This window comes from Sorangium sp. So ce375 (assembly GCF_051473855.1).
GTDB lineage: Bacteria > Myxococcota_A > Polyangia > Polyangiales > Polyangiaceae > Sorangium.
Map to the genome: position 1 here is coordinate 3,709,222 of NZ_CP150335.1, position 14,786 is coordinate 3,724,007.

Consider the following 14,786-nt stretch of genomic DNA (forward strand, 5'->3'; position numbering starts at 1 on the left):
TGGAGCGGCGACGGCGACGCCCCCGCGCGGTCGCGCGGGCTCGAGTGCGGCCAGGGCGCGCGGCGGAGGTGGAGAATGTCGAAGATCACCGCGGAGCAGGCGAGAGAGGAGCACGTCGCGCTCCTCAAGGCGTGGACGAAGGCGGTGGGGGCCGTCAAGGACTACGGCTTCCTCGATCGCCACCTGGCCGAAGGCTGGCGGTACGTCGATTACAACGGAGTGCAGCGCGGCAAGGACGAGTACCTGAAGCTCGTCGACAGCATGTTGACGTACACGCAGGAGCTCCGGCAGTGCGACGTGCGTATCGTCGGCGGGGACGTCGCTATCGTGAGCGGCGTCTACCGCTCGCGCGCCGAGCTCAAGGGCGGCGTCAAGCTCGATAACACCATCGCCTTCACCGCGGTCTGGGAGCTCAAGGGCGGTGAATGGAAAGCCCTCGTGCACCACACGACGAGGATCCCTGACGCGTCGTGATCGACGTCCGCGCCGACCGCGTCGACCGCGTCGAAGCGCTCCGGCGGCCGGCGCCTCGCCGGCGAGGCCGGAGGAAACGTTGACAGGGATCCTGCTTCGAGTACCGTACACTCCGGATCGTCCTACCGACGATCACCAGGGCTCTCATGGATCTTCGCCGGTTCCTCACGCACGCGGTGCAGATCGCATCTGCGCTGTCGAAACTTCATAAGTCAGGCACCCTTCACCTGGACATCCGCCCGGCGAACCTCTCCGTGCACCCGGAGAGCGGGGAGGTGTCGCTCGACGGTGGGCTGGCCGTGGTGCGCGGCGATCTCGGCCTCTCCGACGAGACGAAGATCAACCCGGAGTCGCTGCCCTACATCGCGCCGGAGCGGACGGGCCGCGTCGACTGGCCGATCGACGAGCGCGCCGATCTCTACTCGCTCGGCGTCACGCTGTACGAGCTGCTCTCCGGCAAGCTGCCGCTCGACGCCGAGGACGCGCCCGCGTGGGCGCACGCCCACATCGCGAGGGCCCCTGTGCCGCTCGCGGAGCTGGTGCATGACGTGCCCCGGATCGTCTCCGAGATCGTGATGAAGCTCCTCGCGAAGTCTCCGGAGGAGCGTTATCAGACCGCCCGCGGGCTCTGGTCGGATCTCCTCATGTGCCAGACCGAGCTGGAGGAGCTCGGGATGATCGACTCGTTCCCGCTCGGGACGGCCGACATCCCGGACCGGCTGCAGCTCCCGACGAAGATCTACGGCAGGAGGCGCGAGCGCGCGATCCTGCTCGAGGCGTTCGAGCGTGTGGTCGCCACGGGCACGGCCGAGCTCGTGCTCGTCGCCGGGTACTCGGGCGTCGGGAAGACCTCGCTCGTGAAGGAGGTGCAGGCGCCCATCGTCCGCGAGCGCGGGGCGTTCATCTCCGGGAAGTTCGATCAGCTCCAGCGCGACATCCCCTACCGCACGATCGCCCAGGCGTTCGGGGAGCTCGTCCGGCAGATCCTGACGGAGAGCCCGCAGTCGCTCGCGGGGTGGAAGCACCGGTTGAGCGACGCGCTCGGCGAGGAGGGGCGGGTCATCATCGACATCATCCCGCAGCTCTCGCTGATCCTCGGCGAGCAGCCGCCGGTGCCGCCGCTCGCGCCGAACGAGGCGCGCAGCCGCTTCGTCCGCGTGTTCCATGCGTTCCTCGGCGTGGTCGCGCGCAAGCGGCACCCGCTCGTGCTGTTCGTGGACGACCTGCAGTGGGCAGATCCCGCCAGCCTGAGGCTCATCCGCGACGTCGTCGCGGCGCCCGAGAAGCGGCACCTGCTCGTGATCGGGGCGTACCGCGACAACGAGGTGACCCCGTCGCACCCGCTCATGGAGGTGCTCCGGCAGATCCACGCCACGGGCGCGCGCGTCTCGACGCTCAGCCTCGACCCGCTCCCGCACGAGAACGTCCTCGAGCTCGTCGTGGACACCTTCCGCTGCGAGGACGAGCTGGGGGCTCAGCTCACCAGGCTCCTCGTCCAGAGGACGGGCGGCAACCCGTTCTTCGTGGGCCAGTTCCTGACGGAGCTCTATCGCCAGAAGCTGGTCTTGGTCGATCCCGTGCGCGCCGTCTGGTGCTGGAACATCGAGGCCATCGCCGCGCAGAACCTGACCGACAACGTCGTCGACCTGGTGCTGGGCCGCCTCAGGCGGCTGGACGGCGAGACGCAGCGGGTCCTCTCCCTCGCCGCGTGCCTCGGCGCCCGCTTCGACGCCGAGGTCCTCTCGGCCATGTACGGCGAGTCGACCGAGACGACGCACGCCGCCATCTCCCCGGCCATCCGCGAGGGGCTCGTGGCGCGCCGAGGCAGCACGTACAAGTTCCTCCACGACCGCGTGCAGCAGGCCGCGTACCTGCTCATCCGCGAGGGCAACCACGCCTCGACGCACCTGCGCATCGGGCGCCTGCTGCTCGTCCAGACGCCGGAGGAGGCGCTGGAGGACCGGCTGTTCGAGATCACGAACCAGCTGAACATCGGCGCCTCCTTCATCACCGATCCGGGCGAGCGGCGCAGGACGGCCGAGCTGAACCTCCGCGCCGGCAGGAAGGCGAGGGCCTCCGGGGCCTACGGCTCCGCGGTGGCCTACTTCGCCGCGGGCTGCGCGCTGATCGGGGAGGACGACTGGGCGGGAGCCGACGATCTGCTCGCCTTCGCGCTGCACCTCGATCTCGCCGAGAGCGCGTGCGTGAACGGGGAGTTCGATCGGTCCATCGACCTCTGCTCGGTGCTCCTCGGGCGCGCGCGCACGCAGCTCGACAAGGCGGCGGCCTACCGCGTCCTGATGCAGAACCACATGGCCCGGTCCGAGCACGACGCGTGCATCGGCGTCGGGCTGGAGTGCCTCGCGCTGCTCGGCATCAAGCTCGGGAGGCAGCCGGCCGACGAGGAGGTTGTCGCGGAGATCACGGCGCTGCGCGACGCGCTCCGCGATCGCACGGCCGACGAGATCCTCGGCCAGCCGAGGATGACGGCGCCGCCGATGCTCGCGGCGATGGGCGTGATGGCCGTGATGTACGCCTCGACCTTCTACACCGATCCGAACCTCAACGACCTCCTGGTCTGCCAGATGGTCCGGCTCAGCCTGCTCCACGGCAACGCGGAGCCGACCGGCATCGGGTACACGTGCCTCGGCAAGGCGCTCTGCCAGAAGCTCGGCGCGTACCAGGACGGCGACCGGATCGGCAGGGTGGGCTACGAGCTGACCGAGAAGATGAACGCGCTCGTCTACAAGCCCGAGGTGGCCAACCTCTATGGCTGTCTGATCTCGGTCTGGACGCGCCACATCGACACCGGGATCGCCTGCCAGCGCGTGAGCATCCAGGCCGCGAACGAGGTCGGGAACCTGACGTGGGGGAGCTTCAGCAACATCCAGCTCACCCTGAACGTGATCGTGCGGGGCGACCCGATCGAGGAGGCGTACAAGTGCGCGGTGAGCGCGCTCGACTACGCGACGAAGGCGAAGATCACGTTCGCCGCGGACGCCGTGACGAGCATGCTGCGCCTGGTCCAGGCGATGAGGGGCGCCACGCGCCACCTCGGCACGATGAGCGCGGACGACTTCGACGAGCAGGCGTTCGAGGACCGCCTCGAGAAGGAGAGCTTCCCGAGCGTGCGGCTCGTCCATTACGTGATGAAGACCGCGCAGCACCTCCTGGCCTCCAACCCCGACGAGGCGGCCCTGGCCGCGGGGAAGGCGGAGCGCAACATCTCGGGGGGCAACGGGATGTTGTTCTCGGCCGAGTACCACTACTTCGGCGCCCTCGCCCGGGCGGCCCGCTTCTCCGGGGCCCCGGCCGAGGAGCAGGCCGGGCTCCGGCGGTCGCTCGCCGGCCACGAGGAGCAGCTGCGCGTCTGGGCCGAGAGTTGCCCCGACAACTTCGCCGGCAAACACGCGCTCGTAGCGGCGGAGCGCGCGCGCGTCGACGGCAGGCACGACGAGGCCGCGGCGCTCTACGATAAGGCGATCGTGGCCTTCCGCGAGTCCCGGTTCATCCACCAGGAGGCGCTCGCGAGCGAGCTCGCCGCCCGGTTCTACCTGGATCGCGGCTACAGCGGCCTGCCGGGGCTCTACCTGCGGGAGGCGGTGGCGTCGTACTCGCGCTGGGGCGCGAGCGAGAAGGTGAGGCAGCTCGAGCAGCGGTATGCGCTCGTCCTGAACCAGGAGCAGCGCCGCGCGACGAGCAGCGGCGTCATGACGATGGCGGCGGAGGCCATCGACGCGCAGACCGCGGTGAAGGTCTCGCGGTCGCTCTCGAGCGACATGACACCGAAGGAGATGATGGAGTCGCTCATGCGGCTCGTCGTCGAGCACGAGGGGGCGGAGCGGTGCTGTCTCCTGCTCACCGGGGACGGCCTGCGGCTCGCCGCCGAGGCCGTGGTGGACCGCGACGGCATCAGCATCCGCGTGTACGAGCGGAGCACGGCGCCGCTCGCGACCCGCGTCCCGGCGTCGATCGTCAACTATGTCGAGCGGACGCGGGAGCGGGTGGTGCTCAGCGACGTCGGGGCGAGCGGCGCCTTCGCCGGGGACGAGTACCTCGTGCGCGAGCGGCCGAAGTCGGTGCTGTGCATGCCGCTCATGAAGAACCCCGGCGAGGTGGGCGGCCTCCTCTACCTGGAGAACCGGCTGGTCCACGGCGCGTTCATCCTGCGCCGGCTGCCGCTCCTCGAGTTCCTGGCCGCGCTGTCGCTGCAGAACACCGTGCTCCGCGGCGAGCTGGAGCAGGAGGCGCTGAAGGTCCAGCGGACCGAGGAGGCGCTGCGCAGGAGCGAGAGGGCGCTCCGGGATCTGGCGGAGTCGAGCGACGTCCCCACGTGAGGCGCGGGCCGCGCCGCCGCACCGGCGTGGTGTGGCGGCGCGGCGTTCAGGCGCTCTCAGGCGCTCTCGAGCACGTGGCCCACGCTGTCGAGGAACGGCCTGTCCGACACGGAGAGGTGGAGCTGCACGAACCGCCAGTGATCCCCGTGGCGCTCCACCGTGCAGGTCAGTCGGAGCGCGGGCAGGTCGAAGCGCACGCCGCCCATGGTGGCGTGGATACCGAAGCCGGCCGTCCCGGCGCAGGCGGCCGCTCCCCCGGCCAGCAGACGCACCTGGACATCGCCGGTGATCCTGCACACGAGGTCCTTCAGGATCTCGCTCTGCCGCCGGAACGAGGCCTCGATCTCGGCCCAGCGCGTGAAGTGCAGCTTGTCGTGTGTGCCGTAGAAGATCAGGGCATCGTCACGTACGAACATGTCGCATAACGCGTCCACGTCTCCTCGCTCGAAGGCGCGCGCGAACTCGACGAGCATCTGGCGAACCGAATCTTCTGGACTTGCCGGCTTTCTCTCCGAGGACTCCATGCGCTCCGCTGCTCCCGTACCGATCCGAGCCTGATCTCGGCCGAGCATACAGCACCCCGGAGGCGACGCGCGACGCCCTGCGCGCGAAAGCGCTCGGAGCCCGGGCGGCTGCGCGCGACAAGGGTCGTCGCGGTCACGAACACGTAACACCACACGACCCCGACCAGCGCCAGCCGACCAGGTACCCCCTCGAACCCCGGAACCCAGCTGACCAGAAACCCCACGAGCAGGAACAGCAGCCCCACGCCCTGCAGCTGCGCGATCGACATCCCTGCACGAACGCGCCTTGCAGACCGACGCCGCAGACCGCCGCGCAGAACAGCGGGAGATCGGCGCGCTCCACCGCGACCGCCGCGACCGCCGCGTTGGGCCACGGCCGAGCCCCGCTCGGCGGAAAGACAGACGGAAAGTGTTGGAAATGCCGAGCTATCTTCCGGCCCCTTCTCGCTGTCGCAGAAATCCCTGGCGGGCTTTCTGGCGCACGGGATCAATCGACGTGAACGATGACGTCGGTGAAATACTGGCTCGACGTCGAGGCGTCCTTGCAGTCTTTCCCGCCGATCTGGAACGAGCCCATGTCGAAGAGGACCTGAACGTCGTTCGTGCCGCTGTAGGGGATGATGGACTCGGGGCCAGCATTCGCTGGCGCGGTGAGGTCCTGCACCTTCACGGGCGCGCTCGCCGGGGCGCCGCTCCACTTCCAGAGCGCGAACGGCCCGTTCGTCTCGTCGTGCGGGCCGCTGAGCACGAGGAGCGCGTTGTGCGCGGCCGACCACGCGAGGTCGCGGACGCCCTTGCCGCCGAGATCGAGCAGGTAGGCCTCGCCGAGCTGGGCCTTTGCGCCGCCGATCACCGCGTCGGGGTTGAGCAGCGTGACGAGGATCGCCTGGGCGCTCGACTGCGGGTTGCGGAAGCCGATGACGAGGCGCCCTGCGCGCCCGCCGACGGGCAGCGCCGCGAGCCCCTCGATGTTCGTCCCTTGTCGCTTCGGCGCGAGGCTCGCGACGGTGCCCGTCGAGAGCTGCGACCTGCTGTTCAGGAGGGAGATGACCGACGCGTTCGGCGACGCCCAGTTCGACGCGTCGAGCATGTCGGCGAGCAGGTTCGAGTAGACCCCGGCGACGGTCATCGAGAGGCTCGGCACCGAGCCGGCGAGGTCGATGGCGAAAAATTTGTAACGCGGCCTCTCGAGATTGCCCTTCTTGTCGCGCGCGTGCGAGGTGATGACGTACACGCGGTTGCCGACGCGGGCGGCGCCCTCGATGTCGGCCTCGTCGGAAGAGGACAGCCCGATGCCGCCGCTCACGTCCAGCTGCTGGAGCGGAGTCGCGTTCGCCCCCTGCGTGTAGACCTGGATCTGCTGATTCTCGTCGTTGAAGTTGAGGAAGTGCGTGCCGTCGATGGACACGGCGGCCGAGCCGTCGCACTTGCCCCGGTAGGTCCCAGGCGTCTGCACGAGCCCGGACCCAGCGCTCCTGCCCGAGTCGGGCGCGCCGGCGTAGCTCGACGCCGGCAACACGCCGTCCTGGAACGACGCGCTGTTCGCTCCGAGCGCAAAGGCCTTCGTGGCCACCGGCTCCGAGGGAGCGACGCCGGCGGCGGCGCACGAGAGCGCCGCGATCGCCGCGCTCATCACGCCGAGGACCACCGCGGCCGCCCCGATCTTTCGAAAGCGATGTTCTACCCTGCGCATGAATGCTCCTTACCGATGGACAGCGCCTGCGCCGAGCACCTGGAGGTCCGTCTCACGCGGGCTCCTCGTGGTGTGCCCGTCAACCGTCAATACGCAGATGCGACAGCCTATGGTGGTGTGTCGCGCGACCTCGTGGCTCCAGTTGCGGTACGCCGACTGGAGCTTGGTATCGATGCTGCGCCAGCACCCGCCTCGCAGCGGGCGCACCCGTGTCGCTCCGCCCACGCACGAATCGCGGCCGAGGCGCGTCCGTTCGAGGTGCGCGTCCGCGCGAAACGCGTCCAGGCACCAGCCCCAGACATTGCCGGCCATATCGTGACATCCAAAAGGGCTCGCGCCGTCCGGGTGCGCGCCCACGGGGCTCGGCCCGCCGCGATTCCAGTCCTCGGCGAACGAGGCGCGTCGTTCGTCCGGAGGATCGTCTCCCCAGGGATACCGCCGCCCATCGAACCCGCGCGCGGCGAGCTCCCATTGCGCCTCGGTGGGCAACGTCCCCCCGGCCCAGGCGCAGTATCGCAGGGCTTCCGCGTGACTCACGTTCACCACGGGCCGATCGGGCGCGTCGAGCTCCGCGCGGCCCGCGGAGGGCGGCGCCGCGGCGCCCGTCGCCTCGACGAAGACGTTGTATTCGGCGCGGGTGACCGGGTGCGCGCCGATCCAGAAAGGCGACAGCTCGACGCGATGGGGTGGGTTTGGCGCCTCGGATTCGAAGAGTGGCTCCTGGCCCATCGTGAAGGTGCCGCCGGGGATCCACACGAGCCCGGGAGGCGTCGAGCGTGGGCCTGCTCTCACGGCGACCGCGACCCCGCCGCCGAGCGTTGTGCCTCGAATGGCTCGAAGGAAGGCCACATCGACGCGCGCCGGCAGCCGACGCAATCCTCCGCGACCGGAATCCCGGCGTCGAGCAGCCTGCGCGCCGCCGAGCGCTCGAGCAGCCCGGATTGGAACCACACCACCGACGGGCGCAGCGCGAGCGCATCCTCGACGTGGAGTACGATATCCTCCGGCTTGCAGAAGACGTTCAGCACGTCGATCGGCGAGGGAAGCTCGATCAGGCGGCGGCGGACGGGCACGCCGAGGATCAGGGTCGCCTCCGGATAGCGGGTCGGGACGGGGAGGATGTGGTACCGACCTTCTGGAGGTAAAGCGGGATCTGGTGTGCATCGAGGTCCCGGCGGCTCTCCGGCTTGATGCCCAGCACGGAGATCGTGCGCGCATTCCTGAGCGTCCGTTCCATGTCCACGGTGCCGAGCAGAGGGACATCGAGCATGTTTTGCGCCGCGGAGAAGATTTACCACGCGCGATTTCGTGGGTCACGCGTGACGATCACGCCAAGCGCGCGCAAGACGCCAGAAGCGAAAATCTTGGCGTCTTATGGTGTCGTGGCGGTTCCATCATTCCGGCAGGGTGGGGGAGCTCCCCCACCACCCCGCCGAGCGAAGGGGCGACGAGCAGGCGCAGGCATCGAGCCACGGTCGTGCAGGGCATCCATCGGGGCGCGCAAGAGGGGGTCGGGGCTGCTTGGGAGAGAGGCATCGGCTGCGCAGGAGGGTGCCCCGGCTGCGTTGGGAGGGCGCGGGGGCCGCGTAGGAGCCACGAAATTGTACGATAGGACACCGACCGGGGTGCATAGGAGGGGGCCGGGGGCTGCGTAGGAACCGTCATTTTGTACGTTAGGGCACAAAAATGGATGCGCAGGAGGGCCGCTGGAGCTGCGCAGGGGCGCGCCGAGGCTGCGCAGGACGGCCGCCGGGGCCACGCAGCAGGGCCGCCAGGGCCGCGCAGGACGGCCGCCGGGGCCACGCTGCAGGGCCGCCGGGGGCGCGCAGCACGCCGCCAGGGCCGCGCAGGACGGCCGCCGGGGCGCGCAGCAGGGCCGCCGGGGGCGCGCAGGACGCCGCCAGGGCTGAACGACCGGGAGCCATGGGGACATCGCGGTTTCAGACGATATCTTCTCGTGAAGAGGGCAAAGACGCGAGGACTCCTGCTGATTGACGCGGCGCGATGAGCGTGAGTACGGTGACCCCATGCGTGTCATGGCGCATCTGTGCTCGGTCCTTCTCACGCTCGGGGTAGCGACAAGCTTCGCGAGCTCGGCCAGCGCAGGCGGTGCCCAGCCGAAGGCGGGAGCGGGTGACGGATCGACGGTGAGGGCCCATGTCCGCCGTGGTCAGAGGGCGCGCGATGCCGGGCAGTGGATGGCGGCGTATGCCGCCTACAAGACGGCCTTCGAGGCGGCAGACCCGGCATCCAGCACGGGGTTGGAGCGCGCAGAGATCGCCGGGGAGCTCGGGCTGTGCGAGCTCGAGCTGAACAGGCACCGTGACGCGGCCGAGCACCTGACCTGGAGCCTTTCGCAGCTCGTGGCGCTTCCTTTGCCGATGAAGCGAAGGTTCGAGATCGGACGACACAAGGCCGCGTTCGTCGTGGCAGAGCTCCGTCTGGCCGTGGATCCGCAGGACGCCGAGGTGTTCATCGACGGCAAGGCCATCCCTCGGCCTGATCGCGCCTACCAGCTCTTCGTGGAGCCGGGCCGACACACGGTGCGGGCCCGAGCGCCGGGCCGCGAAGACGCGTTCCATGTCGTCGGCGCCGTGGCCGGCGCGGAGCACGAGATCGTGATGCATTTGCCGCACAAGCCGACGTGCGACGCCGAGGAGGGCGCGCCGGTGTCACCGAACGAAACGCCGCGAGCCGTGAGCTCTCCGGCGGCTCCGCACACGGAGCGCCCCAGCCCGTGGGCTTCCTGGCCGGGGACGGCGCGGATCGGCGGCATCGCGGTGACGACGGCGACGGCAGCGGCCGGTGCGGTCTTTCTCCTGCGCGCTCACGTGGTCCACGGCGACCTGCGTGAGGCAGACGTCGCGCGCCGCGCGCACGGATGGACGTCGCACACCTGCCGGGATGCGGGCGCCCCCGCGGCGTGCGCCGACATTCACGACCAGGTGAACGAGCGCAACCTGTTCGCCACCCTCGGCAAGGTGTCGCTGGTGACGAGCGCCGTGTTCGGCGTGGCGACGGCGGCCTCGTTTTTCACGGAGCTCGCCGTCTTCGACGCCGGACCGAAGGCCTCGGGCCTCCGCATCGTACCCGTGACGACGAGCGAACGGGCGGAAGTGCTCGTCGAGGGAGCATGGTGAGGCGGGGGCGAGGTCATGCGCGTCAGAGCTAGATCCGTGGGTCGCTGTCGAGGGGGCCTCCGCTCGGTGGCGTCCGTCGCGCTCGGTCTCGCCGGCGCGGCCGGCAACGCGGGGTGTTACTCGGACAGCTGCGCGGACTTCTACCTGTGCGAGCCGGAGCCGTCTCCTTGTGATGGGGATCCGGCGTCGGCGATGGCGCTCGATACGTGCGGCGTGTTCGTCGGCGAGCAGGGCGATGACGGGAGCGCCGGCACGAAGGACGCGCCGGTGAAGACCTTGCAGCGTGCGATCCGGCTCGCCGCGAGCGGTCGCGGCGGCGGCGAGGCGCCAACCCGGCGCGTGTACGCCTGCGGCGGGGTGTTCGAGGAGGCGATCTCGCTCCCCCAGGGAGTCGACCTCTGGGGCGGCCGTCTGTGTGCCAGTGACTGGTCGTACGGGGGGCCGCTCGACGGGCAGAACGCGTTGACCGTCATCGCGCCGCCCGTGGGGATCCCGGTGCGGGTCCTCGGGCGGGAGGGCGCGGTCATCGCGGGGGACGACGCGACGTCGGTGATCTTCGGCGTGCGCGCCGTGGCGGCCAACGCCTCCGCGAGCGACGGCAAGTCGTCGATCGCGATGCTCCTGAGCCCCGGGGCCAGGGCGATCGTGCGGGCGAGCGGGATCCTCGCAGGCGACGGCAAGGATGGAGAGCCGGGCGAGGACGCGCCGAGCTTCCGCGCGAACGCCGGCGTGCTGGGGAACAACGGCGTGGACGCCTGCACGGAGGACGTGGCGACGGGCGCGCTTCCGGTCGTGACCGTGTGCGACGACGGGATCGAGTCGACGGGTGGCCAGGGGGGCGATGGCGGCCTCGAGAAGGGGCGCGGCGGGACGTCAGGGCTGCCGGAGCTGGTCGGGGCTCCGGACGAGCACGGCCTGGCTGGCATCGGCGCGTCCAGCATGCGGTGCACGCAAGGGCAGAAGGGAGCGGACGGTGCCGATGCAGAGCGCGCTGCCGGAGCGGCCGGCCCTGGCTTCCTGGGCATCGACCGATGGATCGGCGTCCGCGGCGAGGACGGGAAGCCGGGCGGCGTCGGCCAGGGCGGCGGAGGGGGTGGCGGCGGCAAAGGGCGCGACCCCATGCACGTCCCCGCGAACGCGTGTCCGGCGGATCGGCCCCAGGGCGGTGCGGCCGGCGGCAGCGGCGGCAGCGGCGGGTGCGGGGGCAAGGGGGGCAAGGGCGGCGACTACGGCGGCGCGAGCATCGCCATCATGGCCTTGAAGGGGAGCGACCTCACCGTCGATGCCAGCACGGTCCTCGGGGCCCAGGGCGGCGACGGCGGGGTCGGCGGGACGGGCCAGTGGGGAGGCTTTGGCTGGGACGGCGGCAAGGGTGGTCGCGGTTCTGTGACCGACACGTCGCGAGGGTGCGACGGCGGCTTTGGCGGTGACGGCGGTCGCGGGGGCGACGCCGGCGGCGGGCTCGGGGGCCATTCGCTCGGCATCGGTTCGGTGGGCGCCTCCGTGGCCATCTTGGAGACGGCGACGGTCTCGCCCGGACAAGCCGGCGAGGGGGGGCTTGGCGGCAATGCATCCCCGAAAACCACGTTCGGCAACGGGGCGAATGGGATCGAGCTGTTCTGGTACAGGTTCGATGCACCAGATCCGCAACCGCCTCAGTGAGCCGCCCCGTGCTGGCGGCCCCCATCAGGAGATGCACATGAGAAAGAGCACTGCGGCTGCCCTGGTTCTTCTGCTGTCCCCGTGCGCGACCGGCTGCGGGACCGTGCCCGACGGCAACGACCCTGGCGTGACGCCTTGTGAAGGTACCTCGTGCGAGGGCGAGCCGCCCCCGGAGTCGGTCTGCGTGGAGCACGTCGCCGCCGACATCCTCGACGACGGCTGCGGCGTGTTCCTCGCCGGAAACGTCGGTCGCGGAGACGACAGGAACCCAGGCACGAAGGCGAAGCCGGTGTACACCATCGAGCGCGCCATCGAGCTCGCGCGCGCTGGACGAGGGCGCGTGTTCCTCTGCAACGAGGGATTCATCGTGAGTCAGTTCAGGGTGCCTTCCGGCGTGGATCTCCGCGGGGGCTTCCACTGCCTGAAATGGGTGCGTGACCCCCTGCGCCCGTGGACCCTGTTCAATGCCCTGCGGGCCGACGGCCCCATGGTGACCGTCGAGCCCGCGGGACCCGAGGACAGCGGCGCCGCGGACGGGGTGTCGACGCTCGCCGACCTCCACTTCACCTCGTGGGGCCCGGTCGGCTTGTTCGCTCAGTCCAACACGGCAGTGGAGATCCTGCGGAGCGAGATCGGCGCAGGCGGCACGTTCGGGGGCAAAGATGGCGAGAAGTGGCCTCATTACAGCCCGCCGGATGGGCCGAACGGCATGTTCGCTGCGGAAGGGTGCTCGGCGGCCGTCGTCACCGGCGGGCCTGCGCCCGTGAACCTGTGCGAGAGCGGGCACAGGACCAGCGGCGGCAAGGGAGGTGACGGGCTGCCCGACAGCGCCGAGGATGGCGGCGATGGTGAGCCCGCTCCGTCGCGGGACCCTTCGGCCTCAGGGGGCGGTGGTACCGGGGAGCAGGACAACGCCCTCTGCCACAGCGGATCCGACGGCGGCCCGGGGGCTCCGGGGACGCAGGGCGCGCCCGGCGAAGGCATCGGACGCCTCACCGAGGCCGGGTGGGTGGGCGACACGGGGGGCGAGGGGACGTGGGGCACGCCGGGCCAGGGCGGCGGCGGCGGCGGCGGTCGCCGGGGCGGGCTGGCCGTGTGCGGCGCGGCTTCCAAGGGAGGCGGGGGAGGAGGCTCGGGCGGGGCCGGCGGTTGCGGAGGCCGGGGGGGCCGCGGTGGGGGGAACGGACATCCGACCATCGGCATCCTCGCGCTCCACACCCGTGTGACCGTGCGCGACAGCGTGATCACGACGTCCTACGGCGGCCCTGGCGGCGACGGCGGCCCCCCCCAGGAAGGCGGCCGAGGCGGCCGAGGCATACAGGGCGCCGCCGATGTGGACGCCATTCAGGGCTGCATGGGCGGCAGCGGCGGCCAAGGAGGGCGCGGCGGCTACGGGGGCCCCGGGCGCGGCGGCGACTCGATCGGCGTCGTCTACCTGGATGAGGACCAGCTCACGCTCGAGGGCGTCATCTTCGACATCGGACAGCCGGGCAAGGGTGGCATCAGCTGGAACCACGATGGCAGCACGACGGAGGGAGAGAGCGGCATTTCCGTCGAGATGCTGCGGTTTCCTGAATAAGGGTGCCGCCCGCGGCCGCTCCGCCTTTGCCAAGGGCCGGCGTCAGGGGAGGCGAAGGGGAGGCGAGCTCGGTGCGGCCGCCGTTCGCTTGGGGGTTGCCGGTGACGAGGGGGCTCGCGGGCGACCTCGGCGCGGCCGCGGAACACCTAAAAACCCAGGGACCAGCTCTTAGCGACGGTTCTTGTCCCGTTGCTGTCGCGGCGCCGGTTCGCGACGCCGGCTCGCGGCGCGGTTGGCGGGTGGCCACGGTAGGCTATCCTGGGCGGGATGACGGTCCAGGAGCTCCACGTCGCGGGATATCGCTCGATCCGCGAGCTGACCCTCCCCCTCGCGCAGGTCAATGTCATCGTCGGACCGAACGGCGTCGGCAAGACCAACCTCTATCGCACCATGGTGCTGCTCGGCGCCGCGGCGAGCGGGAGCTTTGCGCGCACCCTGGCCGAGGAGGGGGGGATGCCGTCGGTGCTCTGGGCCGGCCAGCGCAGCAAAGGCCCGGTGCGGATGACGCTGCGGGTGCGGCTGGATCAGCTCGTCTACGAGCTCCAGTGCGGGCTGACGCCGCCGCCCGGAGGGCCCTTCGAGCTGGACCCGGACATCAAGGAAGAGAACCTCTGGCTGCTCGACAAGCGCCGCCGTCTGCCGATGCTGGAGCGGGCCGCGGGCTCGGCCTTCGTGCGCGACGCGGACGGCCATCGCGTGACCTTTCCCTTCTCGCTCTGGGGCTCGGAGTCGGTGCTGGCGCAGGTGGTGGAGCCGCACCGCTTTCCGTTGCTCTCGGTGGTGCGGCAAAAGCTGATGAACTTCCGGTTCTATCACCACTTCCGCACCGACTCCGGCGCGCCGTTGCGGGTCGAGCAGGTCGGGGTGCGGACGCCGGTGCTCAGCACCGATGGCCACGATCTGGCCGCGGCGCTGGCGACGATCATCGATATCGGCGACAGGAGCGCCTTGAAGGATGCCGTCTCCAGCGCGTTCCCTGGCGCGTCGCTCGAGGTCTCCTCGACGCAGGGGCGGTTCCGCGTGGAGCTCGGGTTGCCAGGGATGGCGCGGCCGCTCGACGCCCGCGAGTTCTCGGACGGAACGGCGCGTTATCTCTGCCTCCTGGCGGCGCTGCTGAGCCCGAGGCCTCCGCTGCTGCTGGCGCTGAACGAGCCGGAGACGAGCCTGCACCCGGATCTGCTCGGGCCGCTCGGGGATCTCCTTGTCCACGCGGCATCCCGGAGTCAGCTGTGGATCACCACGCACTCCCGGCCGCTGGCAGAGCGGATCCGGAAGGCGACGCCGTGCCGGCTCATCGAGCTTGGCAAGAGAGGTGGAGAGACGGTGCTGGCGGGCGGCGCCGTGGAGGAGGAATGACGTCCGCCACCGCGTGAGCGC

Annotated in this window: 10 protein-coding genes; 6 read left to right on the forward strand and 4 right to left on the reverse strand. The window is 70.7% G+C overall.

All coding sequences use genetic code 11. The features are described from left to right. The first annotated feature begins 75 nt into the window (after nucleotides 1–75). Together WME90_RS13955 and WME90_RS13960 are read left to right on the forward strand one after the other, a co-directional pair. Nucleotides 76–474, forward strand: coding sequence for a YybH family protein (locus tag WME90_RS13955; protein WP_148313982.1), 399 nt, complete (start codon nucleotides 76–78; stop codon nucleotides 472–474). Nucleotides 475–620: 146 nt separating this feature from the next. After that, nucleotides 621–4,811 (forward strand): ATP-binding protein, encoded by a 4,191-nt coding sequence (locus WME90_RS13960; RefSeq protein ID WP_437281598.1) that lies wholly within the window; start codon nucleotides 621–623, stop codon nucleotides 4,809–4,811. A gap of 56 nt (nucleotides 4,812–4,867) precedes the next feature. Here the strand turns inward: WME90_RS13960 and WME90_RS13965 are convergent, their stop codons facing one another. The 4 genes from WME90_RS13965 to WME90_RS13980 all read right to left on the reverse strand — a co-directional run bounded on the left by WME90_RS13965 (nucleotide 4,868) and on the right by WME90_RS13980 (nucleotide 8,326). Next, nucleotides 4,868–5,284, reverse strand: a complete 417-nt coding sequence (locus tag WME90_RS13965; protein WP_061614382.1) for a nuclear transport factor 2 family protein — start codon at nucleotides 5,282–5,284, stop codon at nucleotides 4,868–4,870. 538 nt (nucleotides 5,285–5,822) lie between these two features. Then, complete coding sequence (locus WME90_RS13970; RefSeq protein WP_437281599.1) at nucleotides 5,823–7,028, reverse strand: DUF3616 domain-containing protein; 1,206 nt, start codon at nucleotides 7,026–7,028, stop codon at nucleotides 5,823–5,825. A 9-nt stretch (nucleotides 7,029–7,037) separates the two neighbouring features. Beyond that, a complete protein-coding gene (locus WME90_RS13975) occupies nucleotides 7,038–7,820 on the reverse strand; it encodes a formylglycine-generating enzyme family protein (RefSeq protein ID WP_437281600.1) in 783 nt (260 codons plus the stop codon). After that, nucleotides 7,817–8,326, reverse strand: coding sequence for a CoA-binding protein (locus tag WME90_RS13980; RefSeq protein ID WP_437281601.1), 510 nt, complete (start codon nucleotides 8,324–8,326; stop codon nucleotides 7,817–7,819). The genes WME90_RS13975 and WME90_RS13980 overlap by 4 nt, the downstream gene beginning before the upstream one ends. Nucleotides 8,327–9,175: 849 nt before the next feature. Between WME90_RS13980 and WME90_RS13985 the strand changes: the two genes are divergently transcribed. The 4 genes from WME90_RS13985 (at nucleotide 9,176) to WME90_RS14000 (ending at nucleotide 14,765) form a co-directional block, all read left to right on the forward strand. Then, nucleotides 9,176–10,168 (forward strand): hypothetical protein, encoded by a 993-nt coding sequence (locus WME90_RS13985; RefSeq protein WP_437281602.1) that lies wholly within the window; start codon nucleotides 9,176–9,178, stop codon nucleotides 10,166–10,168. Nucleotides 10,169–10,183: 15 nt separating this feature from the next. Further along, the gene (locus WME90_RS13990; RefSeq protein WP_437281603.1) at nucleotides 10,184–11,830 is read left to right on the forward strand and encodes a hypothetical protein; all 1,647 of its coding nucleotides are present in this window, start codon (nucleotides 10,184–10,186) and stop codon (nucleotides 11,828–11,830) included. Nucleotides 11,831–11,867: 37 nt separating this feature from the next. Then, nucleotides 11,868–13,409 carry a hypothetical protein gene (locus WME90_RS13995; RefSeq protein ID WP_437281604.1) on the forward strand — a complete coding sequence of 514 codons (1,542 nt, stop codon included), beginning with the start codon at nucleotides 11,868–11,870 and terminating at the stop codon, nucleotides 13,407–13,409. Nucleotides 13,410–13,676: 267 nt separating this feature from the next. Next, nucleotides 13,677–14,765: an AAA family ATPase gene (locus WME90_RS14000; protein WP_437281605.1), complete on the forward strand. Its 1,089-nt coding sequence runs from the start codon at nucleotides 13,677–13,679 to the stop codon at nucleotides 14,763–14,765. Nucleotides 14,766–14,786: the final 21 nt, after the last annotated feature.